Origin of the sequence: Brevibacillus porteri (assembly GCF_003013475.1) — a bacterium.
Lineage (GTDB): Bacteria > Bacillota > Bacilli > Brevibacillales > Brevibacillaceae > Brevibacillus > Brevibacillus porteri.
The window spans coordinates 14,551-37,882 of the sequence record NZ_PXZO01000006.1; the positions used below are offsets into that span (position 1 = coordinate 14,551).

Below are 23,332 nucleotides of genomic sequence, written 5' to 3' on the forward strand. Positions count from 1 at the left end.
TCATGATTAATCGGGAGGAAACAACAGAAACCTTCATCAAGGACGTCACCTGCCAGTATCAAGGGAGCGAATACGTGCTCAATTGGCATTGGGCGCAGGATATTCCGTGCGTGTACGTGCACAAGTCGCAGTTTGGCGCCCCTTTTGACGTAAACGAGCTGGATGATCGTCAGTTCAAGCTGTATACCCGAGAGGAATACAAAGTCCACAAAGGGCTGCGGGAAAAAACAGACGGCATCGGCCGGTACACATACCGCATCTTTCCATGCCGATTGGAAAATGGAAAGCCGATTCTGCTCATGCCAGATGGGGATGCCCATGTGATCCACGTCAGCACAGGAAAGGCCAAAATCTACTACTCGTTCAAACGGGGCGGAAGCTGGTTTAGCAAGCATCAATCGTTGCAGATTCGCATTTTTTCAGAGATTCCGATCGCGCGGGACGTACTCTGCTACGTAAAAAAAGAAGGCTCTCCTCCCGCCCACAAGGATGATGGTACCCGATACAATTTCATTCGCGATCTCGAGCCCGGTGTCAATCTGATGCCGGAGATCGAGGTCCGGAAAAAAGACGTTGTCCGCCTGTTTTTTACGGACGGGAAAAAATACGGAGAAATGTACGAACTGATTCCTGAATAGGAGGGGATGCGCCATGCTGTCGTTTTTGAAAAACATGTTTGAAAAGAAGCCGCAGGTCAAGGAACGGCTTCCTTTTTACGATATTGTCTGTCCGTACTGCTTCGCCAAATACGGACCAGACCAAGTTGTCTTCCGTGCCACACATCATCGTCAGGACGACGAAGACTACGCGTTGCAGGAGGATGAGATTCTCAATGCGTATCGGGATAAATTCGGACTCGATGCCGTCGACGAGTTGGAAGCGGTGATCGATCCTGAATCCATCCCGGAGGAAAACCATTTGTACGTTGATAACGTCCTCGCAGGTGTGACCGATCGGTATGGCATGGTTTCCAAGCGCAGATTATGCCCGAAATGCCACAACGAGCTGCCGATTACAGCTGGCAAAGCGCCGAGCAACATTATTTCGATTGTAGGGGCATCCCAAGTCGGGAAGTCCGTTTACATGACCTCATTGATCCATACCTTGCAGAATACGACTGCGAATCACTTCGATGCTGCGTGTATGCCGCTCAATGCGCAGATTAGCCGCAAGTTCCGGGAGAACTACGAGGCACCCTTGTTTGAACGTGGACAGCTGCTTGATTCTACGCAAAAAGAAAAGCGTCAGGAGCCATTCATCTTCCAGTTCATTTTCAAGGATAGCGACAAGGCACCGTTGATCCTGGTGTTTTTTGACGTAGCGGGCGAGGGAATGGTCGACCGCGAGTATTTGGAGCTGTATGCGGCGCATGTGAAAAACTCATCAGGCATCTTGTTCCTGGTTGATCCGCTGCAAATCAAGACAATTCGCGATCGGGTCATGTTGCAAGCAGGTGATGAGCCCGGGGAATTCACGGCAAGGTACGACGAGCCGCGTGAGGTCGTTATTACGCTGTTTGAGAACTTCATCGGCTATCAGGAGCAGAGCAAGACACATATTCCGACTGCTGTCGTATTGACGAAGAGCGACATGCTGCATCTGATCAAGGAAGACGACGGCGAATACATCAAGTCCAACAGCAACGTTTTCCGCAATTTCGTCCATGAACAATATTTAAATACGACTGAATTTGAGAACATCGATGGGGAGATCCGCCGGTTCATCGAAAAGGTGGATAGACCGTTTAAAGACGCGTTGGATGTCTACTTTACGAATACGGCCTATTTCGCTGTATCTGCGCTGGGGAGCAATCCCGTCAATCAAAGGGTGAGTGGTGTCGTGACGCCGATTCGCGTCGATGAACCGTTTATTTGGTTGATGCACCAGCTTGATTACATCGAGGGGAGGGAGCGGTAGTGAGCAACCGTCAGCCCATTTTGCAGCAGTACTACACCCGCGGGCGACAAGGGGTTTTCCGTTCGAACGAAGGATACGATACTGTCGCCAAAACGCCAGGGCTGGATAACCAATTCATTAAAAAGGCGCTCCATCCGTTTTGCGTGTACGACGCGCCGCGACAGCTTCAAGAGCGGGCGGAAAGCAATCTTGCGCTCTTCCCGGAGGCGCTTGTCAGCTTCCATGCCGAATCAGGAGAGATGGTTCTCGGTAGAAGTGTATTTGTCGGAGCGGATTTTACCGGTCAGCGCAATACGTTTTTTAGCCACAACTATGTCATTCCGGTAGAGCGTCGGGATGAGTTTATCAAGAACCCGGGCAAGATCTTTGGAGTGCGCTCTTTTACGGATCGTCACGACGATGCAGCGGGCAAGGAGCTTCCTACCGTCGATGACATCCCTTCAGAAAAAGGCTTATCGCAAGACCGAAAACAGCTGCTTGGGCAACTGGGCGTCGATGAGCGTTTATTCAAACAGCTCCTCTTTGCGGTGATGTCCTCGCTCGCAGCGAAAAAGAAGGTGTTCATCAGCCTGGATGTGGATATTAGTGCCTCATCCAAGAGTGCTGCTCAATTGTTGGAGATTTTGTACAGTTGTCTGCCTTATGAGATGCGCAGACATTTTGGGTTTCTCACTTTTAGCAACGAGCCACAGAGCAAGAAGCATATCCACGTCACGTTCGTGGAAAAAGGAAGCATACGCCCAGGCGGTGGGCACAGCGACAAAGACTTTTTGTTCGACTTCGCCCTTGGTCGCGTTCAGAACGTCGATTTGCAGGACGGAGGACACGAATACCTCGACTTTGCTTGGGAGTATGTGAATGAGCCACGGATTTTGGATGCGTTCCACGAATTTTGTGAGGAAGTGCTGGCTGGAGCAGACCATGCACTGGCCTTGAACATTCGCACGTACTATGAGCTGTGTGCCCTGTATTTGATTGAAAAGGGACGAATGTCTGTGTATGAGAGCAAGCGGGCGGGCGTTTGGCAGGCGTTGAACAGCTATTTGGGACACAGCAGCCTGACACGCAAGAAACGGCTGATCGAGCTTCAGGAAATGCTGATGAGGGTCGAGGTAGAGGCGCTTTCGTCCAAACAGCTGCCTGACGGTGAGACGATCAAGCAAATGATTGAGTCCTACCGTGTCACCAGGCAGGAACGCCTGCAAATGGATTTGATCCGCTTCTTGATGGACGTGTTGATGAAGGCCAAGACCTCGAGACAGAGCAGCTACGTGGCAGAAGTGTACAAGCATTTGTCCAGCAACCGGGAGCTGTTTGGCTTCATGATGCGGACGATTTTTGGCTATCCACAGTTGGTGAAGCCGCTCTTTGAGGATTATATGACCGAGCGGGTAGCCGCCGTGACCAGTTTGGACCAGATGTTAAAGGAAATCCGGTTTTGGACGGAAACAGAACCGCAAGCTATGCGCAATGCCGTTTTTGTTGCTACCACGACGGAAAAAGTATTGCGTCTATTTGCGCGTGAACGTCAAAAGCTCACTGCCGCCATTACCATTCATCAGTTCTTTGAAAGCATCGATGGGGCACGCAGCTATGCCGATGAGCTGTTGGATGAGCTGGACAAGTCCTTGATGAAGCTCGTCGCGCTAGACACGCTATCCAAGGATGATTTCCAAGTGCTCATCGCCCTCTTGGAGGAGAAGCCACAGAGCTTTTTCGGAACGCTGGATCTGGAGAGTCGCCACAAACAAGAAATGCTCTTGAATCTGGCGAAGCTGCACGAAGAGAGAAGCACGCCACACCCGGCAGAGTTTTTCCGGAAATGGGATCGGGAAGCGATTTCCGTGCAGCAAAGAATGATCCAGAATATGTTGAGTAAACCGCTCCATGCGGACGAGTTCCCGCAGATGCCGCTGGTCTTTTACCGGGAAGATCATTTTGGTCAGGAAGGCTTCCAGTTTGCAGAATTGCTGGAGTATGTTCAGCAAAATGGTGGGGAATCCGTTACGCTGTCCTTTATCCAATGGACAATGAGCCAGCGGATGTTTTTCGAAGGGAAGTATTTGCTGCCTGCATACAGACAAGCACTGAAGGCCTTCTTCCTTGAGGAGAAAGGTAAGAGATTGCGGGACAAAGAATGGCGAAAACGGTGGTATGCGATCCGAAATGCTGATTTCCGCAAGCTTTTGGACGAGGTACGCAGCGAAACAGCCAATCCGCTCGTGAAGCTGTTTCGGCACAAAGCTACGGTGATATCCAGCGTAGTTGTCTTGCTAGGTGTTGGAGCGTGGGGAGGCTACATGGTTTGGGGAGGTACGAGTACGCATGTACAGCCACCTGAAACAAAGCCTGAACCGATCCGTCCTCCGACTGTGTTCGTACCGGTTTATCGGTTGATGGTGGACGAGCCTGACATCCAACCTGTTCGTGGCGTTCTTGGGGAGCGAAGCCAAGATGCATCAACGGGCGGGCAGCCTGTTCAGACAACGACACCTTAAGTAAATAAAACGCCAACGCGGTCTGCTCTGGTAGGAGCGACCGCGTATTTCGGGGGGCGTTGTTGTACAAGAAAACGCCTTGAAAATATATTGACAAATATTTTTGTTTGTGATATAATAAAATATTTTTCTGTTGAAATAACTCCTCGCTCCGTGATAAAAAGTAGTTGTGCGATGAAATGGTGTGAGGAGGAATAGGGTATGAAAGCTAACACAGGTGTGAAAATGATTCCGTTACAAGGAGAGGCATTTGGCAAGCCGATAGTGATCTATCCCACCTTGCTTTGGGATGATGACCGAGCGGTATTAGTAGATACAGGAATGCCTGGTTCATGGGAGACCATTCGTCAGGAGATGAGCCGTGCCGGCATACCACCTGAGCGTTTACAGGCTATCATTTTGACACATCAGGACATTGATCATATTGGCAGTCTTCCAGAAATCGTTCGTGAGCTTGGCGGACAGGTTGAAATATACGCGCATGAGCTAGATCAGCCGTATATTGAAGGCACACGCCCTCTCCTCAAAGCAAACCCCAAAAGCATGGCCCCATTACTTGCGATGTTGCCTCAAAAGGAACGCGAGCACTTGCAATGGCTTTGCGAAAATCCGCCAAAGGCAATGGTGCACAAGACACTGGCAGACGCAGAGATTCTGCCGTATTGTGGGGGAATTTGCATCATTCATACTCCCGGACACACGCCGGGGCATATCAGCCTTTATGTACAAGATAGCAAGACCTTGATAGCAGGCGATGCTATGGTCTACATGAACGAAGCACTGCGAGGACCGATTCCGCAAAACACTCTCGATATGGAAATGGCAGTAAACTCATTAAAAAAATTCGAGAACTTGGAAATTACTAGTATCATTTGTTATCATGGAGGCATGTGCCAAAACAACGTGGAAGAGCAGCTTCACGCTCTGATACGGTGAAGCAGTTACACGAGCTTACACGATAAAACAATGAATCCAGGTTGGAATATGTGGATATAAAAAGCGTGGAGGACACCAAGCTGGAGTAATCCCTATGGTGTCTTTCCCATTTTATCCTTGCAACGTCTTTTGCGCTGTTTGCTCGATTTCGGTATGGGAGACTGGGGCAGCTGGAGAGGTTTTGTAGTATTTTTCCAGCGACTTATCTGAACCTGTCCAACGAGCCAGTGCAGCGAACACAGCGAACATGCCTTTTTGCAGGAAGCGCGGAATGATTGGGAGGTAAAACTGCCCCATCTGAAAGATCGTTCCCAAGAGGAGAATATTTTTCGGGATATTCTGCTTGATAATCGGCAAATAAAAGCTACGCCCATCTGTATCGAGCCCGTATCCACAGCGGACAAACGCTTCAAAAGTACCTGCCGGACGGATTTCCACATCGAAGCTGACGAATTCGTTAGAGGGATTGTGGAACCCATGAATCTTGTCTGTCGGAATGGTTAGCTTCTCTCCCGGCTTCAGGATTACTTTTTTTCCAGCAATGGTTACCTCTAAATTTCCAATTACACCTTCAAAGGTTTCGACAAGTTTTGTATGATAGTGTAGAAAAATCCCGTTATCCGGTGGAAGATCGGTACGGAATAACAAATATTCGCCATTCGTTTCTTCCGTTGTCTTCAAAAAGGTAACTACTTCATTATTGTGCGGGTTACTTACACTGCGACTTAAATTTGACAAAACTATACCTCCTTGAAAAATAGTAAAAAGAGATTATATTAAGACGGAATATAGATTAAATATAGATTAATTGTTCCGGGGCAACAATTAAAAAGATAGGATGTTCTACCTAAAGATGGAGTGGATAGTATGAGCGGCATGATCGTGGTTCCAGGGTATAGGGTGGCAGAGTTTCTTTCCACTCATTCAAAATTGGGAATTTATCGGGGTTACAGAAATAACGACAATCTCCCTGTCTTATTCAAAGTACCGATGGAAGGATCTTCCCATAAAGAATCTCTGTGGAAACTGAAGCATGAATATCGCATTCTTCAATCATTGGAATCCCATGCAGTGGAAACGATCATCGAACTCGTTAATCACAACCGTGAGACGGTAATGATTACGGAAGATTTCGGGGGAGTGCCGCTCGCCTTGCTTATGAAAATGAAAGGACTGTCGCTGAAGGAGATGCTCTTCATTGCGGTCCGCATGGCTTCCTGCTTGAAAGAAATCCATCAGCACGGAATCATTCATAAGGATGTAAATCCCGATCATATCCTGGTTCATCCTGAAACCTATGAGGTAAAGCTTGTTAGCTTTGGGTTGGCGTCTAAATGCCACCAAGAATACCAAAGTGTGATGAATCCAAAAGAATGGAAGGGGAATCTTCGCTACGTCTCGCCGGAGCAGACGGGGAGAATGAATCGCACCGTCGATTACCGCTCCGACATTTATTCTTTTGGTGTCACGCTCTACGAGTTATTGACTGGAAAGCTGCCCTTTTTAACTTCGGACATGCTTGAACTCATACATGCTCATATGGCGAGAAAGCCGCTCGCTCCCTCCAGTGTAAAACCATCCGTTCCAGAGATTCTATCGGACATTGTGATGAAGTGTCTGTCAAAAAATACAGAGGATCGCTACTTTAGCATGTCTGGCTTACTGGCAGACATGCAGCGCTGCTATGACCAGCTTGAACAAAACGGTTTGATTACGCCTTTTCCGCTTGCTTTAGAAGATCGTGCTGATCACTTGCGGATTCCAGAGAGGCTGTATGGACGTGAGCAAGAAATCCAGATGCTCATCGATGCATTTGAGCAAGTTACGAACGGCGCTACGAGGATGGTTGTCCTCAGTGGCTCTGCAGGCGTGGGTAAATCTGCTCTCGTGCTAGAAGCGCAAAAAGCGTTTTTGAGAGGCCGGGGACGTTTTGTTTCAGGAAAGTTCGACCAATATAATCAGGCCGTTCCGTATTCGGCCATCATTCAAATCTTTCAGGACTTGATCAAGCAGCTCTTGGCAGGCCACGAACGCGAGCTGCTCGCTTGGCGAGAGATGATACTCGACGCCATGCAAGGACTTGGTCAAGTGATCGTGGATGTCATTCCACAGCTTGAGGCAGTGATTGGCAAACAGCCTGCCGTACCTGAGCTACCTGCAACAGAAGCAAAAAATCGCTTTCAATGGGTGATGCAACGCTTTATTCGGATTTGGGCGCGACCAGACCATCCACTTGTCTTGTTCCTAGATGATTTGCAGTGGGCGGATTCTTCTTCGCTTTTCCTGATCCGAGAGTTGGTTGCGGATATGCAGATCAGTCATTTTCTGCTGATTTGCGCTTATCGTGAGCATGATGGCAGTACGATGAATCCGTTGATTGCCCTTTTGACAGAGACAGGTATCAAGAGCCGCATTTTGCGTCAATTCACGTTATTGCCGCTTCGAGAACCCGAATTCAATGCGATGCTAGCGGATGCGTTGCATAGTGAGCCGGATATGACGAAGCCGCTGGTTACGATTATCATGCAGAAAACAGCTGGGAATCCGTTTTATGTAAGAGAATTCATTAAAACGCTGTATGATCGGAACTTGCTGTGGTATGTGAGAGAAGAACGGAATTGGCAATGGGATTTGGCAGAAATCGAGAAGCTGGGTACTACGGAAAACGTGGCCGATTTTCTCGTAGAAAAAATGAGAAGATTGCCTGATTCCACTCAGCAGCAGCTCGGTTATGCTGCTTGTCTGGGTAACTCGTTTTTGCTTCATTTGATAGCCAACTCACGAAATCAAACGGAGTCAGAAGCCATCCAGCATATACGGCCTGCGATTGAGGAAGGTCTCATCTATCCGATTGAAGGAGCGGAATATCTGAATTACGCTGCGCTCGTGGAAGAAGAAGTGGCGTCTCAGATGAAGATTCGTTTCCGCTTTGTGCATGATCGAATTCAACAGGCCGCCTATTCGTTGTTAGCAGAGGCAGAGCGCGGACAGATTCACGTCAAGCTGGGCAGGATGATGTGGGAAATGTCCCAAGGGAGCGAATCTGGCTCCCTGTTCGAAATTTGCGATCATATGTACCGGGGCAAAGAGATACTGGAGGATCAGGCGGAGCGTATTCATGTAGCGTACTGTCATTTACTCGCTGGTCAAAAAGCGAAATCCTCTGCGGCATTTGAGTCCGCCTTGCAGTACTTCCAACGTGGTCACGAGCTGGTCGGGGAAGAGGGCTGGCAGCACAATCATGATCTGACCATGGAGTTGTGTGCGTTGACTGCGGAGACGACGTACCTCTGTAACCAATTGGATGAGGCAAAACAATTGTTTGAACGCGGGATGCAGCATGCCAAAACAGACCGAGAACGAGTACGCATTTTGGAAATGGAAATTCGCATGTATACACGACTGGCTGAATTTCCTCGTGTCATGGAGATCGCAAGCGAAGCCTTGGGGTTATTGGGCGTACCGATTCCCAAAAAGCCTGGCAAGCTCGATATCATTAAGGAAATGTTTTACATCAAACGCCGCCTCAAAGGCCGGAAAATAGATGAGCTGCTGTATTTGCCGGATGTTCCCGATGAAAATTATCAGATGGCGATGAGCATCATCAGCTACGCAGGCCCATCTGCTTACTATGTCAATCTCAATTGGTTTGCTTTAACGATTTTGCGTGCCCTTCATCTGTCGCTCGTACACGGAAACGCGGTCGCCTCGGCGAACGGTTATACCGGTTACGGGATCGTACAAGCTGCTCAATTCGGAAATTATCGAGAGGCTTACGAATTTGGGCAATTGGCTTGCCGTGTAGCAGACAGCTTCGCCGATCCGATCGCCATGACGAAGGCGTATGGCGCGTTTGCCTTACTGATCAATCACTGGTGCGAGCATGCGCGGACGAATATCCCTCTCCTGAAAAAAGCGATTCAGCTCGGCTTGGATGGTGGCGGCAACATTTATGCTGCCTACAATGCCCATGGGCTTTTGGAGGCCATGCTCTACTGCGGTGTGCCAGTGGAAGAATTGGAGCAGCAAATCGAGGAATACAGCGATATGATTCAACAAATCAAGGTCGTTGATCACGATGATCGACTCCTGTTATTGCGCCAGGCGCTGCATACTTTTACACGGTGGACGGACAAGGAACGAACGGCGTTTTGCCATGATGGATTTGACGAAGCGGCATATGTAAGCAACCTGCAAAAAGAAGGAAACGGCTACAAGCGGTACATGTACCACTACTATAAATCGATGGTTCATCTCATGTACGGGAACCACCTGGAGGCTGCAGAGCTGCTGGGCGAAGCAGAGCAATGGATGGATTCAGTCAGCGGACAAGTTCTTGTCAGCCAGCAAGTTTTTATGCAAACACTGGCATTGACGGGGCTCTATGAGAACGCCAACCGACAGGAAAAATCGAAGTATGGGAAAAAAATCAAAGCAAATATCAAAAAGATGAAGACGTGGGCAAAGGAATGCCCGGAAAATTTTCAGCACAAGTGGTTGTTGATGCATGCTGAGTGGCTGCGTGTCACTGAGAAAAAACAAGAAGCAGGTCCTTTTTATGAACAAGCGGTTCAACTCGCCAAAAAAGATGTTTTCTTGCAAAACGAGGCAATGGCAAATGAATTGGCCGCCCAGCATTACTTGGCACTCGGACTCGATACGATTGCGAAGGTATACATGACTGAGGCACACGAGGTTTACATGCTTTGGGGAGCGGTCGCCAAGGCACGAGAGATTGGGGAACGGTACCCTTATCTTTTGCAACGGGTAAGAAACTTGGGGGCTTCCGCCGAGATTGCCACGACTGACCAGACAGCAGACCTCGTCGATTTAATGAGTGTCATCAAGGCATCGCAAACGATTGCTAGCGAGCTCCGCTTGGAAATGCTGCTGGCCACGATGCTGCGCACGGTGATGAGCAATGCAGGTGCGGAGAAAGGAATCCTCCTGCTGAAAAAAGATGGTGAATGGCTCATCGAAGCGGCAGGCTCTGTCGATTTGGACGTGGAGATCATGCAGTCTGTCCCGTATGAACATAGCGGGATGCTCTCTGTCGCCGTCGTGAATTACACCATTCGTACAGAAGAGATGCTGGTGCTCCACAACGCTTCGGTTGAAGGCGTCTTTTTCCGGGATACGTACATTGCGAAGCACGAGCCGAAATCCATTCTATGCTCCCCGCTATGGCAGCAAGGAAAAATGATCGGCGTCATTTATTTGGAGAACAACGAGACGACACATGTGTTCAACGAAAAACGCTCAGAGCCGCTCAGACTGATCTTCTCGCAAATTGCGATCTTTATTGAAAATGCGAGACTGTATCATCAATTGGAGCAATGGAATCAATCCTTGGAAAAGATCGTGACAGAGCGTACCAATGAAATTCAGGCCCTTTTGCAAGCGAATAAAAATCTGTTAAACAATGCGGGACAAGGCTTTCTGTCTTTTTCCAAAAACCTGCTGGTCCATTCCGAATACAGTCGGGAATGTCTACGAATTTTTGGTCGAGAACTGGCTGGGGTGTCGGTCGCTGAGCTACTATACCCAGATCGTCCAGAGGACAGCATGTTTATTGAATCCCTTTTGGAAAAGTACTTTGAAGCAAAAGACCAAGGGCAAAAAGAGCTGTATCTCAGTCTATTTCCTACGGAAATCCAGATCAATCAAATGCCGTTGAAGCTGGCATGTAAGCCGATTTATGAAGATCGGCGAGATTCGCCAGAGGGCTTGATGCTGATCCTGACTGATATGAGTGAGCAACGGGCGCTCAAATCCAAGATGGAGCAAGAATGGCAAAGGTTGAATATGGTCGTAACTGTTGCGATTAGTCTCCCGCTCTTCCAAAAGGTACTGCGAGATTTTGATGCTTTCTTTGAGGATGGGTGGAAGCGAGTCCTCGGAGAAGAGATGGCGGATTCCGAGAAACTATTCAAAGTGGTCGCTCAGATTCATCAATTTAAAGGTGACTTCAGCCAATTACACTTGATTCATACACCGCAAAAGCTGCATGATTTGGAATCGTGGTTGATTCAATGGGCAAAGTCCGAAGAACGCCTCTCCGACGAGGATGTGCGCGCCCAGCAGTCATTCGCAGAGGTTCAAGCTGCGATGCAACAAGATTTGTCGATCATGCAGCACAAGCTCGGGGTCGGGTTCCTGGATCATAACGAGCATGTGTACACCATTGCAAAAGAGCAATGGGAAAGCTTCGAGCATCAGATCACCAGTCTGATACAGGGGGAAGCTCAGCAGGAGCTGCTCCACCGCATCCGCAAGCTTCGCTATCGTCCTATGAAGGACATGTTGTTCCGGTATGAAGACTATGTAGGTGAGCTCGCTATCCGTCTGAATAAGACCATCGATCCGGTCGAATGGGATGCAGAAGAAGTACTGGTCGATCCGGAGCGATTCGAGAATTTTGCGAGGAGCTTGGTTCACGTATTCAACAATGCCATCGATCATGGAATGGAAGAAGAACAAGAACGATTGGGATACGGAAAAGAACGCAGCGGCAAGATTCAATGCCGCATTTGGCAAGAGGATACTTCCTTGTGTGTCACGATTCGTGATGATGGGCGGGGCGGAGATAGGGAAAAGCTAAAGTTGGCAATGGCGGAGCATGCCACGGTGCAAGAAAATGCGAGTCTCGTATCGGGCAGAGGAATTGGCCTGTCCATTGTTAAGCAAGAGGTTGAGCAGTTGGGTGGAACCCTTCAGGTTGATACTCAAAAAGGAGAGGGCACCCGCTTTACCTTCCGAATCCCGTTGGAAGACATTCGCTAGACCCATAGAAAAAACTGAGGCGACCGTGCCTCAGTTTTTTTGTTTGATCGACTAAAGAGAATTCGTAATGGAAGCCAAAAGTCGTTCTTCATCGATCGGTTTTAGAATATAATGGCGCGCTCCAGCGTTGATTGCTTCAAAAACGAGCGGCTTTAATCCGTTGGTGCTGACCATAATGATGTTTGCGTCGGGGAAGGTGCCGATGATCTTTTTGACAGTATCTATGCCATTCATTTCTGGCATATTGATATCCATCGTCACCACGTCGGGGAGGTGGGTCGTATACTTTTGATAGGCGTCCAATCCATTCGTTGCTTCTGCAATGACTTGATGGCCCGCCCGTTCCAAAATGATTTTCATGTAATCTCGTACTACAAGGGAGTCGTCTGCTATCAGTATACGAGCCATAAAACCTCCTGTATCGAAACGGTTAGTTATTCTTAGTAAGTAGTCTACTTTTACCATAACACTGATAGGAAAAATGTCGCAATCATTTGATCATAAAAAGTGTGGATGAACATATAAAAAAACAAACGAATTCCAGTTCGTGATGAAACTGGATTCGTTTGTTTTATTTTCCAAATGGTTGATATAGTTGGGTTAGCAAAAGCAATCTGGCTTGCCGGGAGCATCACGATAGGCGAGCAAGGCATTGACCCCATGACTTAAGATGGCACCGGAACGTGTCACTGCGGCAACGAGTAGAGCCTCCATTATTTCCTCCATGGTGCCGCCTAGCTCTTTATACTTTTTGACATGAACATCGATGCAGTAGGGGCAGCCAGTCACATGAGCGACTACAATGGCAATCAACTCCTTCGTTTTGACCGGGAGCTGGTGGGATTGCTGGTAGATTTGTCGCTCGAAAGAAAAATAAGAAGCGGCAGCCTCAGGGGCCAATTTCATCAATTCAGGGATATGCGACAAATTTGCTGATTCATAATACGAACGTGCTTTTGACATGAAACATCCTCTCCATTCCATGGGTAGTGGCTACGATTTCATTGTAGAGAGAGAAGATGTTTGCTTCTGTAACTTACTCACCATTCTCACCAATCACCAGGAAAAAGTTTTTCCTGGAGGGCATCACGGCGAATAGCAGCGATTCGGCCTCGTCCTAACTGAAGCCATCCGGCTTTCTCAAACTCCTTGAGTGACCGACTGATTACTTCTCTGGCAGTCCCGAGTTCAATGGCAATCGCTTCATGGGTAATCGATAGGTGATTGCGAGAATCCGTGGTACGACGGAGCAATAATTCAGCGATGCGGGCGTTGATCGGCTTAAACGCGATATCTTCGACCAGAGACGTGACAGAGACCATTCGGTTGATCATGTTTCGGTAAATAAACTGACGCAGATCCTTATAGCGATCCATCCATTCTTTGAAGACATCTACAGGCAAAAGCAGCAGCTCGGTTTCCTCTTCTAGCTGTGCAGACGCTTCATAGCCCGTCTCACCTAAAATACTTGCCATCATGAGGACACAGACTCCCCCGCGCTGTACCCGGTATAACGTAACCTCGCGTCCTGACTCGCTGATGATATAGACGCGGACCTTGCCTGACAATACAAAAGCGGCATGGGCAAACAGATGACCCTGCTGCATCGTAAGCTGGGGAGAAAAGCGTTCCGCTGTTATGTCAGGATGGCGCCATGCGGCTTCCGAAACAAGGGAAAAGCACGGAAAAGCATCCGTCACAAATTGGATTCGATTCAAGTCCATTGTTTTACCCTCCGAGGCGACTTAATTGGTAAAATATTCTTACTTGTAGTGTAGGGAAAAAACGCGATCTCTACAATGGAATATCCGTCTGCAGACTGACATGAGAACAACGCTGTAGCCTGATTTCTCTTCTACGCTGTTTTGCTACGATGTTATAGAACTTATCTTGTAAAAATAACCAGTATCGAGGGGAACAACAGATGAAACAAGTGAAACAGTGGATAGGAGTAGGTCTAATCGCTGTAGGAATCGGCTTGGCCGGATGCACGATCAGCGATAAAGTGATCAAGATTGATGAAGAAAAAAGACAGCTTGAATTACCAGCGGAGTCCATCGAGGCGTTGAATATTGTTACGGATTCAGGTAATTTGATCGTCAAAGGTGATGAAAAAGCAACCGCGATTCGTGTAGAAGCCGATATCAAAACGAAAAGTGTCAAACCCGAAGAAATCATCATTACACTCGAGAAGGATGGGAATAACGCAACACTACGATCCGAAACGAACACGGAGATCGGTTTTAACTATGTGGATATGACGTTAACGGTAATCGTTCCTGCCCAGCTGCCGATAGCCCTTACCGATGGATCAGGAGATATTGACATGACGAATCTAACAGGAAAGCTCACGATTGAGGATGACTCCGGTGATATTCAATTAACGAATACGAACGGAGAGGTAGAGATTCGCGATCAGTCCGGTGACATTACGATCAAGGACGCGTCTGCCCTCAAACTGATCGAGGATGACTCGGGTGATATCTTCATGGAAAATACGGGTGGAAATGTAGAGATTCACGATCAATCTGGCGATATGGTTATTCGAAATCATAAGGGCGACATAAAGATATCCGACGACAGCGGCGACATGGTCATTGATACTGTCGAAGGAAATGTACGAATTGAAAATGACGGGAGCGGAGAGCGAACCGTTCTAAACATAAAAGGCTCGTTCACATCTAAATAAATCAGGACCGTCAGGGCTTTTGCTCTGGCGGCTTTCTTGTTCTTGTCGGTATTTTGACAGGTTGAGGAAAAAATTAGCCGACTAATGAAAAAAAGCTTTCCCTTCCGATAAAGAAGTGCTAATATAACAAAGGTAGTTCTAATTGAGAATGAATCTCTTTATTAATGATGATGAGAATTATTCTCTCTCGTAAATACTCGAGTCAATACGGAACATTACTCCAGGAAAAAGTAAGAAGAGTAGGGACGCGATGAAAAAGAGATATTTGGTTGTAGCACTTATTTTGCTATCGTTCGTTTCACTTTTTATTGGCGTGAAAGATATATCTCCGTGGGATTTGTTCAATCTCACAGATGACAAAGTGCAAGTGCTGTGGATTAGCAGGATTCCGCGTTTGATCAGCATTATCATCGCAGGGATCAGCATGAGTATCGCCGGATTGATCATGCAACAGCTGACCCGAAACAAGTTCGTTTCTCCGACGACAGCTGGGACAGAGGACTCCGTTCGATTCGGAATATTGGTTTCACTTTTGGTGTTCGCTGATGCGAGCTCATGGGTGAGGCTGCTCGTTGCTTTTGCATTTGCTCTCTTTGGAACCTTTGTCTTTATGAAGATTCTTGAAAGAATCAAATTTAAAGACTCTATATTCATCCCGTTAGTGGGACTGATGTTTGGAAACATCGTCGGATCCATCACGACGTTTTTCGCTTATAAGCATGACCTGATGCAAAACATGTCTGCTTGGTTGCATGGAGATTTCTCCACCATTATGAAAGGCAGCTACGAGCTTTTGTACATAAGTATTCCGCTGGTGATTATCGCTTACTTGTATGCGAACAAGTTCACCATTGCGGGAATGGGTGAAGAGTTCGCCATCAACCTCGGGTTGAACTACAAGCATGTCGTCAACATTGGATTGGTCATCGTCGCTTGTGTAACTTCGGTAGTCATTCTCACGGTAGGGACAATCCCGTTTTTGGGGCTGATCATTCCCAACCTGGTTACGATCTACCTGGGAGATAACCTGAAAAAAAGCTTATCTCATACCGCTTTGCTTGGCGCGGTGTTTGTACTTGCTTGTGATATCCTGGGACGCCTCATCATCTTCCCATACGAGATTTCCATCGGTTTGATGGTTGGGGTCATAGGCAGCGGGATATTCGTGTACTTACTCATGAGAAGAAAGGCATATGAACAATGAAAGCGAAGATAGGTGCCCTGTCGATTGTGGCCATTGCTTTGATAGCCATTTTTATGATGATTGACGCCGGTGGCAACTGGGATTATGTCCTTCCTCGGCGGGCTAAGAAAATTCTTGCCATCATTTTAACCGGTTGCATCATCGCCTTCTCTACGATGATCTTCCAGACAATCACGAACAACCGAATCTTGACGCCTAGCATCATCGGCCTCGATTCGCTCTATATGTTCATCCAAACATTTGTGATCTTTGTGTTTGGCTCCACTCATTTCACCTTGATGAACAACAATGTGAACTTTCTAATCTCGACAGGTGGGATGGTGCTTTTCGCAGGCTTGCTCTACAAATTCCTGTTTAAGAGGGAAGGGCAAAATATTTACTTCCTGCTCCTCATCGGATTGATCTTGGGCACATTGTTCAGCAGTTTGTCCACGTTCATGCAAGTATTGATTGATCCGAATGAGTTTTTGGTTGTGCAAGACCGAATGTTCGCCAGCTTCAACAATGTAAAAACAGACCTGTTGATTACGAGCTTTGTTCTGGTCATCGGAATCATGATTTACTTCTGGCGATACATCAAGTACTTGGATGTGTTATCACTCGGTCGGGATCAGGCGATCAATTTGGGGATTCCGTACGATTTTGTCATCAAGCGGTTTCTCGTCGTCATTGCCATTCTCGTATCGATCGCGACAGCGCTCGTTGGACCAATTACCTTCCTTGGACTGTTGGTAGCGAATCTCGCCCATCAGTTTATGAAAACCTATCAGCATAAATACTTGCTGCTGGGCTCGGCTTTAATCAGTGTGATTGCACTGGTTGGCGGTTTGTTGATTGTGGAGCGTGTACTAGCGTTCTCCACGACGCTCAGTGTCATCGTCAACTTTATTGGTGGGGTTTACTTCATCTATCTTCTGTTAAAGGAGAATAAAGCGTGATAGAAGTCCGGAATGTCACAAAACAGTATGGTAGCAAAAATGTCGTGGAAAATGTCTCTGTGAAGATTGCCAAGGGGAAAATCACGTCTTTTATCGGACCCAATGGGGCCGGAAAGAGTACGCTGCTGTCGATGATTAGTCGCCTGTTGACCAAGGATCAAGGCGAGGTTTTTATTGAGGGTCAGGAGATTGGACAGACAAAGAGCAGTGAGCTGGCAAAGAAAATCTCGATTCTCAAGCAATCGAACCACATTACGGTGCGGTTGACGATTCGTGAGCTAGTCAGCTTTGGTCGCTTCCCGTATTCACAAGGCAATTTGACAAAAGAGGATTGGAAGTATGTAGACGAGGCTATCCAATATTTGGAGCTCACGGACATTCAACACAAGTACCTCGACCAGTTGAGTGGAGGTCAGCGTCAACGCGCTTACATCGCGATGGTTGTCGCTCAAAATACGGAATACGTCCTCTTGGATGAGCCGCTCAACAATTTGGATATGAAGCATTCCGTCCAGATCATGAAAGTGCTGCGACGTCTGGTAGACGAAAGGGGCAAAACGGTTGTCATTGTCATTCACGATATCAACTTCGCTTCCGTCTATTCGGATTATATCGTCGCTCTCAAGGATGGCAAGGTCGTGAAGGAAGGCACTACAGACGAGATCATCACACGACCGATCTTGAAAGATGTCTATGACATGGATATCCATATCGAAGACATTGAAGAAAATAAAATCTGTGTCTATTTCGCGTAAGCTCCATCTTCCTATCGTTAAAATTTTGATGGCCTGCCGGGGGTTTCATCAGCAAGCTATCAATAATTTTATATACTTTTACATTCTATATAGAGGTGAGAGAAGTGAACAAAAAATTACTCATGCTGTTTATGGCAGTACTGTTGGCTGTATTCACAGCTGCATGCGGCTCCAATAACGCCGCTCCTGCAACACCTGCGGCAGACGCAACAAAAGCACCTGAAGCTGCACAAACATCCGAAGAAGTTACGATCAAGCATAAATTGGGTGAAGCAAAACTGAAAAAGAATCCAAAAACCGTTGTAGCATTTGACTACGGTGTTCTGGATTCCTTGGACAAATTGGGTATCGAAGTAGCGGGTGTTGCACAGTCTTCCAGCATCCCTGCATACCTGGAAAAGTTCAAAGATGCGAAATACACAAACGTTGGTGGCTTGAAAGAGCCAGACTTTGAGAAAATCAATGCAATGAAACCAGATGTGATCTTCATTTCTGGACGTCAACAAGATGCTTACGAAGAACTGAACAAAATTGCTCCAACCATCTTCATGGGTGTAGACAATGCGAAGTACATGGAATCTTTCAAAGAGAACATGAAAACATTGGGTACCATCTTCGGTAAAGAAGCACAAGTAGAAGAAGAGTTGGGCAAAATTGATGCATCTATCAAGGAATTGAATGCAAAAGCAACGGCAAGCGGCAAGACTGCTCTGATCGTTATGGTTAACGAAGGCAAGCTGAACGCTTACGGCGCTGGTTCCCGTTTTGGTATCCTGCACGGTGAATTCGGATTTACGCCTGTAGACAAAAACATTTCTGTAGAAAACCATGGTCAAAGCGTTTCCTTTGAATATATCGCAGAAAAAAATCCAGACTACCTGTTCGTAATTGATCGTGGTAACGCGATTTCCAAGAATAAAGAAGTGTCTACTTCTACACAGCAAACTGTAGAAAACGACCTGATTAAGAACACGAAAGCATTCAAGACTGGCAACATCATTTACCTGGATTCTAGCAACTGGTACTTGTCTGGTGGCGGATTGGTATCTACCGCTGGCATGGCAGACGAAGTTCTGAAAGAAGTTAAGTGGTAAGAGGCTAGAAAAGAAAGTGGCGACAGCCGAGGGGAGTAAGACATTCCCTGGGCTGTCGCCTTTTCATTTTTTTGAACGTGCTGATTTATACCCGGGGCTCCCGTTTTGCAAACTCCTGTAACATCCCTCTGATTTGTTCTACCAATAAAGCAGGCGCCTTCTTAGGTGAACCCGAGTCAAACGGTGGCTGGGGATCGTATTCCAAAATCAATTGGACTCCTTTACTCATATCTTCTCCCAATTCCCATGCAACTAATTGGAGGGCCATGTCGATACCAGAGGAAACACCGGCCGCTGTAACGATTTTGCCCTGACGAACGACTCTTTCCTCTGTTGGAGTGGTTCCAAGGGATTGGAGCAGTTCGAAGGACCCCCAATGAGTGGTGGCTACAGCTCCATGTAACAAGCCTGCGCCGCTCAAGATCAGAGAGCCATTGCAAACAGACGTAGTCCATTTCGTTGTTTCATGTATGTGGCGAATCCACTGTAGAGTTTCTTCGTCATTCATAGGGGTTTTATAATTGGGCGGACTGCAACCGGGAACTACAAGAATATCAGCGGACGTAACTTCAGAGAAGCTGTAATCGGCATGTAAATAGCCCATATTGGAGTCAAGCTTGATTAACCCTTTTTTCTTAGCGACAAACTTCACTTCACATTTCAGCGTAGCAGCGAATACATCGTATGGACCAATTGCATCTAAAGCGGTGATGCCGTCGAAAAGCAAGATGGCAACCTTCATGATGATCTCTCCTTTGAAATGGGATATTTTTCTTGCAAACAAATACTAACATACATATACAGGGTATATGTATGTCGGAGTTGTGACTAACTGCAAGTAGGTATAGCAAAAAGCCGGTTACACCATAAAACGTGGTGAAAACGGGCTTTTTGCTTGCGGAATCTAACAATTATCTGGCTCCAACCAGCTTGCGCTCTTCCGTGTAAACAGGTTGGGTAGTGTTTTCGTTTGGTTGCTTTTGATCCACAGCATGAGACAGCTCATACGGGAGGCAGAGCGGTACACCCGTGCGAGGATCAATTAGAATGTCTGCTTCGATGTTGAATACCTTACGCAGCATCTCAGGCGTCATGACTTCAGCAGGGCTTCCCTCAGCGACAACGGTACCGCGAGAGATGGCAACCATGTGCTGTGCATAACGGGTTGCGTGGTTCAAATCGTGGACGACCATGACGATCGTACGATTTTCTTCGTCATTCAGCTTTTGTAGGAGCTTGAGAACCTCCAACTGGTGAGCCATATCCAGGAAGGTCGTAGGTTCATCCAAGAACAGGATGTCTGTTCCTTGCGCCAGAGCCATGGCAATCCATGCGCGTTGGCGCTGACCGCCGGATAGCTGGTCAACCGGACGATCATGGAAATCGGACATGCCGGTCATGGAGATAGCCCAGCTTATGATCTCCTTGTCTTCCTTGGTCAAAGAGCCGAAGCCTTTTTGATGGGGGAAGCGGCCATAGGTAACGAGCTCAGACACGGTCAAGCCATCGGGTGCGGTTGGGTTTTGCGGCAAAATCGCCAGTTGCTTGGCGACTTCCTTGGTCGATTGCTGGTGGATCGATTTTCCGTCCAAAAATACTTGTCCGCCTGTTGGCTTCATAATCCGGGCGAGAGTTTTGAGGATCGTCGATTTACCAGAACCGTTTGCACCGACCAGTGCAGTGATTTTTCCAGAAGGAATGCTGATGTTCAAGTCTTTGACAATGGAAAGCTCACCGTATCCGATGTCCAGCTTTTGCGTGTATAAGCGCTCCACAATGGGCCAACTCCTTTTTAAAAAGTATGTACGTATATAATCAACCGTAGTAATGATAATCATTTTCACTAAGTTAAAGTATATAACGTAATGAGGTCAAATTCAATAAGTAAAAAGCCAACCTGCTCACATGCGTGAACAAATTGGCCTTGGGTTAACAAATGATTATCCAGTGTTAGTAGGTGATATGAGCGATGATCCCTTGTTCGTCGTCCAATACCAGCTCGATACCGGCGGAATAAGGGTTGCGCTGCATCTGGGTCTCCAGATAGTAGCGAATCGCTTCAATCATATTCATCTCGATGAAGATTTGTTGGCGATCCATCCAGTGTACTTCAGCAGAAAAGCCGTATTCTTCGTCCCACATCAGTTCGACGGAGATGTCTTGTGGCTTCAACTGCTTTTTGTAGGCTGCGTGAATACAGATCGCATTAATGATATCTTGTTCGGAAAATGTTATCTTTTCCATGCGTTCAGTTCCTGTTCTTTCTCACGCTTGGTTTTGAAGTAGACGATCACTTTACGGATCAGGATAATCACAGCGAGGATCGCCATCAGGTTGATCATGAAGCCAAGGATGGAGCCCAGGATACCCATGTCACCGAACAGGGATCCGAAAAGCAAACCAGCCAGACCACCAATCATGAGACCTTTCATGAATCCGCCGCTTTTGCTTGCTGTAGCAGCAGGAGTTGTTGTTGTACCTTTATTTGTTGAAGCATTTACATTTGTATCTGCTTTGTTAGGCGTTTGTGTGTTCGTAGGAGCCGTATTAGAGTTGAAGGATTTTTTCCCGGACTTATAGCCTTTCGCGTCGGCATGATCAATGAATCCTCCGGCCGGAGCGAGTACGAGCATTACGGCAACCAACATCATGATGAGTTTTTTCATGTTATTTGAGTAGCCCCTCTCAGTTTAATGACTTGTATATATAAGTCTACATGAATATCGGACGGAATTCCAACGAGCTTTCAGTGACGATCGGTCTAAATACCTACAAAAAAGCCCCTGACAAGCGATCATGTCAGGGGTTCTTCGTTTTACGCACTCTTTTTCAGTTTTCGGGCTGCCCAGTTACCCAGCGATTGAATGAGCTGGACCAAGACGACGAGAATAACGACAGTAATGATCATGACTTCGATGTCCCATTGCTGATAGCCGTAGCGCAAGGCGAGATCGCCAAGCCCACCAGCACCGACTGCGCCCGCCATAGCCGTAGCGCCAATCAAGCCGATCGTCGCAATCGTCAGGCAGAGGACGATACCAGGCCGTGCTTCACGCAGCATGATGCGAAAAATAATCTGCGTCCGGGATGCGCCCATCGCTTGGTATGCTTCGATAACGCCACGATCGACGTCATGCAGGGCCGTTTCCATCAAGCGCGAGATGTAAGGCGACGTATAGACGATGAGCGGCACAATTGCTCCTTCAATCCCAATCGAAGTGCCCACGATCAACTCCGTAAAAGGAATGATCGCAACCATCAGGATAATAAAAGGCAGCGAGCGCACAATGTTGATGATCGTATTCAGGGTGTGATAGATGATTTTGTTCGGGAAAAGGTGATTTACCTGTGTGATGACTAACAAAATCCCGAGCGGAATCCCGATTAATGTCGCAATGAATAATGAAAACCCAACCATGATGACGGTTTCTTGCAGGGATTGTCCGAATACCGGAATCATTTCAATCAAACGCTCCATTAGCTCCGCACCTCCTCTGGTGACACAATATCTACGCGGTAGACGGATTCACGCAAGAAGCGAATGCCATCCTGAATGGCCTGGTCTTCACCAGAAATGTGCAAAAGCAAAATGCCGAGCGCCGTTCCCTTAATGGTCGTAATCGAGCCGTACAATAGATTGGTGCTAATCGGAAAACGTGCAGAGAGTGTTCCTAGAACAGGATCGAGAGCGGCATCCCCGCGAAAGGCAACGCGAACAATTTTGGAAACGGGTCCGGTTTCTTTTATCTTGGACAAAATCTCCTGTGGTACCTGATCGTCGAAAACCGTTTTGATAAAATTACGTGTCGTTTGCTCTTGCGGATTGCTGAAAACATCCAGAACAGAGCCTTGCTCGATGACGACACCGTTTTCCATGATGGCTACCTGGTCGCAGATTTTTTTAATGACCTGCATTTCATGCGTAATGAGCACGATGGTCAGGTTGAACTTTCGATTGATGTCGAGCAACAGCTCTAGAATCGATTCAGTCGTCTGCGGGTCGAGAGCAGAAGTCGCTTCGTCACAGAGCAGGATTTCCGGATCAGTCGCAAGTGCACGAGCGATACCCACCCGTTGCTTTTGTCCACCGGATAGCTGAGAAGGATAAGCGTTTGCTTTATCAGACAAGCCAACCAAGCCGAGAAGGTCTTCTACCTTGCGTTTAATGACATCTTTGGGGACGCGATTCATCCGCAAGATTTCCGCCACATTGTCAAAGACATTATAGGAAGAGAGCAGGTTGAAGTGTTGAAAAATAATCCCGATCTTTTTGCGAGCTTGCCGCAGCTCTTTTTCCTTGAGGGTCAGCATGTTCTGGCCATTGACGATCACAGAACCGCTGGTCGGCTTCTCCAACAGGTTGATGGTGCGGAGCAGGGTACTTTTTCCCGCTCCGCTAAAGCCGATAACCCCGTAGATTTGCCCTTTCTCCACCTGAAGGGATACGCCCTTCAATGCTTCTACCTGCTTGTTTCCTACTTGATACGACTTATGAATATCGGTTAGCTGTATCATAAC

The 23,332-nt window shown here is 47.3% G+C and carries 20 protein-coding genes; 10 read left to right on the top strand and 10 right to left on the bottom strand.

Going from position 1 to position 23,332, the window contains the following annotated elements:
• Positions 1-2 precede the first annotated feature (2 nt).
• The 4 genes from C7R92_RS05480 to C7R92_RS05495 all read left to right on the top strand — a co-directional run bounded on the left by C7R92_RS05480 (position 3) and on the right by C7R92_RS05495 (position 5,351).
• A complete protein-coding gene (locus C7R92_RS05480) occupies positions 3-638 on the top strand; it encodes a beta-mannanase (RefSeq protein ID WP_069849893.1) in 636 nt (211 codons plus the stop codon).
• Between the two features lie 13 nt (positions 639-651).
• Positions 652-1,917, top strand: coding sequence for a TRAFAC clade GTPase domain-containing protein (locus C7R92_RS05485; RefSeq protein ID WP_017246636.1), 1,266 nt, complete (start codon positions 652-654; stop codon positions 1,915-1,917).
• Complete coding sequence (locus C7R92_RS05490; protein WP_106833494.1) at positions 1,917-4,415, top strand: GAP1-N2 domain-containing protein; 2,499 nt, start codon at positions 1,917-1,919, stop codon at positions 4,413-4,415. Before C7R92_RS05485 ends, C7R92_RS05490 begins: the two co-directional genes overlap by 1 nt.
• Positions 4,416-4,616: 201 nt before the next feature.
• Positions 4,617-5,351 carry an MBL fold metallo-hydrolase gene (locus tag C7R92_RS05495; RefSeq protein ID WP_106833495.1) on the top strand — a complete coding sequence of 245 codons (735 nt, stop codon included), beginning with the start codon at positions 4,617-4,619 and terminating at the stop codon, positions 5,349-5,351.
• A gap of 111 nt (positions 5,352-5,462) precedes the next feature.
• On the opposite strand, the gene C7R92_RS05500 is transcribed toward C7R92_RS05495, so the two are convergent.
• Positions 5,463-6,089 carry a cupin domain-containing protein gene (locus C7R92_RS05500; RefSeq protein ID WP_069849888.1) on the bottom strand — a complete coding sequence of 209 codons (627 nt, stop codon included), beginning with the start codon at positions 6,087-6,089 and terminating at the stop codon, positions 5,463-5,465.
• 129 nt (positions 6,090-6,218) lie between these two features.
• Between C7R92_RS05500 and C7R92_RS05505 the strand changes: the two genes are divergently transcribed.
• Positions 6,219-12,134, top strand: coding sequence for an AAA family ATPase (locus C7R92_RS05505; RefSeq protein WP_106833496.1), 5,916 nt, complete (start codon positions 6,219-6,221; stop codon positions 12,132-12,134).
• Positions 12,135-12,185: 51 nt separating this feature from the next.
• On the opposite strand, the gene C7R92_RS05510 is transcribed toward C7R92_RS05505, so the two are convergent.
• The 3 genes from C7R92_RS05510 to C7R92_RS05520 all read right to left on the bottom strand — a co-directional run bounded on the left by C7R92_RS05510 (position 12,186) and on the right by C7R92_RS05520 (position 13,858).
• The gene (locus tag C7R92_RS05510; protein WP_106833497.1) at positions 12,186-12,542 is read right to left on the bottom strand and encodes a response regulator; all 357 of its coding nucleotides are present in this window, start codon (positions 12,540-12,542) and stop codon (positions 12,186-12,188) included.
• Positions 12,543-12,734: 192 nt separating this feature from the next.
• Entirely contained in the window at positions 12,735-13,097 is a 363-nt protein-coding gene (locus tag C7R92_RS05515; RefSeq protein ID WP_106833498.1) for a carboxymuconolactone decarboxylase family protein, read from the bottom strand.
• An 86-nt stretch (positions 13,098-13,183) separates the two neighbouring features.
• On the bottom strand, positions 13,184-13,858 hold the full coding sequence (locus C7R92_RS05520; protein WP_106833499.1) for a Crp/Fnr family transcriptional regulator: 675 nt from the start codon (positions 13,856-13,858) through the stop codon (positions 13,184-13,186).
• 200 nt (positions 13,859-14,058) lie between these two features.
• Between C7R92_RS05520 and C7R92_RS05525 the strand changes: the two genes are divergently transcribed.
• The 5 genes from C7R92_RS05525 to C7R92_RS05545 all read left to right on the top strand — a co-directional run bounded on the left by C7R92_RS05525 (position 14,059) and on the right by C7R92_RS05545 (position 18,814).
• The gene (locus C7R92_RS05525) at positions 14,059-14,823 is read left to right on the top strand and encodes a DUF4097 family beta strand repeat-containing protein (RefSeq protein WP_069849878.1); all 765 of its coding nucleotides are present in this window, start codon (positions 14,059-14,061) and stop codon (positions 14,821-14,823) included.
• Positions 14,824-15,073: 250 nt separating this feature from the next.
• Positions 15,074-16,027: an ABC transporter permease gene (locus tag C7R92_RS05530; protein WP_017246627.1), complete on the top strand. Its 954-nt coding sequence runs from the start codon at positions 15,074-15,076 to the stop codon at positions 16,025-16,027.
• Positions 16,024-16,965: an iron chelate uptake ABC transporter family permease subunit gene (locus tag C7R92_RS05535; protein ID WP_106833500.1), complete on the top strand. Its 942-nt coding sequence runs from the start codon at positions 16,024-16,026 to the stop codon at positions 16,963-16,965. Before C7R92_RS05530 ends, C7R92_RS05535 begins: the two co-directional genes overlap by 4 nt.
• Positions 16,962-17,720 (top strand): iron ABC transporter ATP-binding protein, encoded by a 759-nt coding sequence (locus tag C7R92_RS05540; protein ID WP_017246625.1) that lies wholly within the window; start codon positions 16,962-16,964, stop codon positions 17,718-17,720. Before C7R92_RS05535 ends, C7R92_RS05540 begins: the two co-directional genes overlap by 4 nt.
• A 104-nt stretch (positions 17,721-17,824) precedes the next feature.
• Positions 17,825-18,814 carry a siderophore ABC transporter substrate-binding protein gene (locus C7R92_RS05545; RefSeq protein WP_035290734.1) on the top strand — a complete coding sequence of 330 codons (990 nt, stop codon included), beginning with the start codon at positions 17,825-17,827 and terminating at the stop codon, positions 18,812-18,814.
• A gap of 85 nt (positions 18,815-18,899) precedes the next feature.
• Here C7R92_RS05545 and C7R92_RS05550 read toward each other — a convergent pair whose 3' ends face one another.
• From C7R92_RS05550 to C7R92_RS05575, 6 genes are all read right to left on the bottom strand, one after another.
• Positions 18,900-19,556 carry a DJ-1/PfpI family protein gene (locus C7R92_RS05550; protein WP_069849872.1) on the bottom strand — a complete coding sequence of 219 codons (657 nt, stop codon included), beginning with the start codon at positions 19,554-19,556 and terminating at the stop codon, positions 18,900-18,902.
• 169 nt (positions 19,557-19,725) lie between these two features.
• The gene (locus tag C7R92_RS05555; protein ID WP_069849870.1) at positions 19,726-20,589 is read right to left on the bottom strand and encodes an ABC transporter ATP-binding protein; all 864 of its coding nucleotides are present in this window, start codon (positions 20,587-20,589) and stop codon (positions 19,726-19,728) included.
• A 175-nt stretch (positions 20,590-20,764) separates the two neighbouring features.
• Positions 20,765-21,058, bottom strand: a complete 294-nt coding sequence (locus C7R92_RS05560; RefSeq protein ID WP_106833501.1) for a YxcD family protein — start codon at positions 21,056-21,058, stop codon at positions 20,765-20,767.
• Positions 21,046-21,480 carry a hypothetical protein gene (locus tag C7R92_RS05565; protein WP_017246620.1) on the bottom strand — a complete coding sequence of 145 codons (435 nt, stop codon included), beginning with the start codon at positions 21,478-21,480 and terminating at the stop codon, positions 21,046-21,048. The genes C7R92_RS05560 and C7R92_RS05565 overlap by 13 nt, the downstream gene beginning before the upstream one ends.
• A gap of 149 nt (positions 21,481-21,629) precedes the next feature.
• Positions 21,630-22,292: a methionine ABC transporter permease gene (locus C7R92_RS05570; RefSeq protein WP_106833502.1), complete on the bottom strand. Its 663-nt coding sequence runs from the start codon at positions 22,290-22,292 to the stop codon at positions 21,630-21,632.
• A complete protein-coding gene (locus C7R92_RS05575; RefSeq protein ID WP_069849864.1) occupies positions 22,292-23,329 on the bottom strand; it encodes a methionine ABC transporter ATP-binding protein in 1,038 nt (345 codons plus the stop codon). Before C7R92_RS05575 ends, C7R92_RS05570 begins: the two co-directional genes overlap by 1 nt.
• Positions 23,330-23,332 lie beyond the last annotated feature (3 nt).

What these genes read in the sequence shown, in the direction of transcription:
- C7R92_RS05565 (WP_017246620.1), bottom strand. Translation starts at nt 21,480, where the DNA reads ATGAAAAAACTCATCATGATGTTGGTTGCCGTAATGCTCGTACTCGCT.
- C7R92_RS05570 (WP_106833502.1), bottom strand. Translation starts at nt 22,292, where the DNA reads ATGGAGCGTTTGATTGAAATGATTCCGGTATTCGGACAATCCCTGCAA.
- C7R92_RS05530 (WP_017246627.1), top strand. Translation starts at nt 15,074, where the DNA reads ATGAAAAAGAGATATTTGGTTGTAGCACTTATTTTGCTATCGTTCGTT.
- C7R92_RS05550 (WP_069849872.1), bottom strand. Translation starts at nt 19,556, where the DNA reads ATGAAGGTTGCCATCTTGCTTTTCGACGGCATCACCGCTTTAGATGCA.
- C7R92_RS05520 (WP_106833499.1), bottom strand. Translation starts at nt 13,858, where the DNA reads ATGGACTTGAATCGAATCCAATTTGTGACGGATGCTTTTCCGTGCTTT.
- C7R92_RS05525 (WP_069849878.1), top strand. Translation starts at nt 14,059, where the DNA reads ATGAAACAAGTGAAACAGTGGATAGGAGTAGGTCTAATCGCTGTAGGA.
- C7R92_RS05485 (WP_017246636.1), top strand. Translation starts at nt 652, where the DNA reads ATGCTGTCGTTTTTGAAAAACATGTTTGAAAAGAAGCCGCAGGTCAAG.
- C7R92_RS05560 (WP_106833501.1), bottom strand. Translation starts at nt 21,058, where the DNA reads ATGGAAAAGATAACATTTTCCGAACAAGATATCATTAATGCGATCTGT.
- C7R92_RS05505 (WP_106833496.1), top strand. Translation starts at nt 6,219, where the DNA reads ATGAGCGGCATGATCGTGGTTCCAGGGTATAGGGTGGCAGAGTTTCTT.
- C7R92_RS05495 (WP_106833495.1), top strand. Translation starts at nt 4,617, where the DNA reads ATGAAAGCTAACACAGGTGTGAAAATGATTCCGTTACAAGGAGAGGCA.
- C7R92_RS05515 (WP_106833498.1), bottom strand. Translation starts at nt 13,097, where the DNA reads ATGTCAAAAGCACGTTCGTATTATGAATCAGCAAATTTGTCGCATATC.
- C7R92_RS05510 (WP_106833497.1), bottom strand. Translation starts at nt 12,542, where the DNA reads ATGGCTCGTATACTGATAGCAGACGACTCCCTTGTAGTACGAGATTAC.
- C7R92_RS05535 (WP_106833500.1), top strand. Translation starts at nt 16,024, where the DNA reads ATGAAAGCGAAGATAGGTGCCCTGTCGATTGTGGCCATTGCTTTGATA.
- C7R92_RS05480 (WP_069849893.1), top strand. Translation starts at nt 3, where the DNA reads ATGATTAATCGGGAGGAAACAACAGAAACCTTCATCAAGGACGTCACC.
- C7R92_RS05575 (WP_069849864.1), bottom strand. Translation starts at nt 23,329, where the DNA reads ATGATACAGCTAACCGATATTCATAAGTCGTATCAAGTAGGAAACAAG.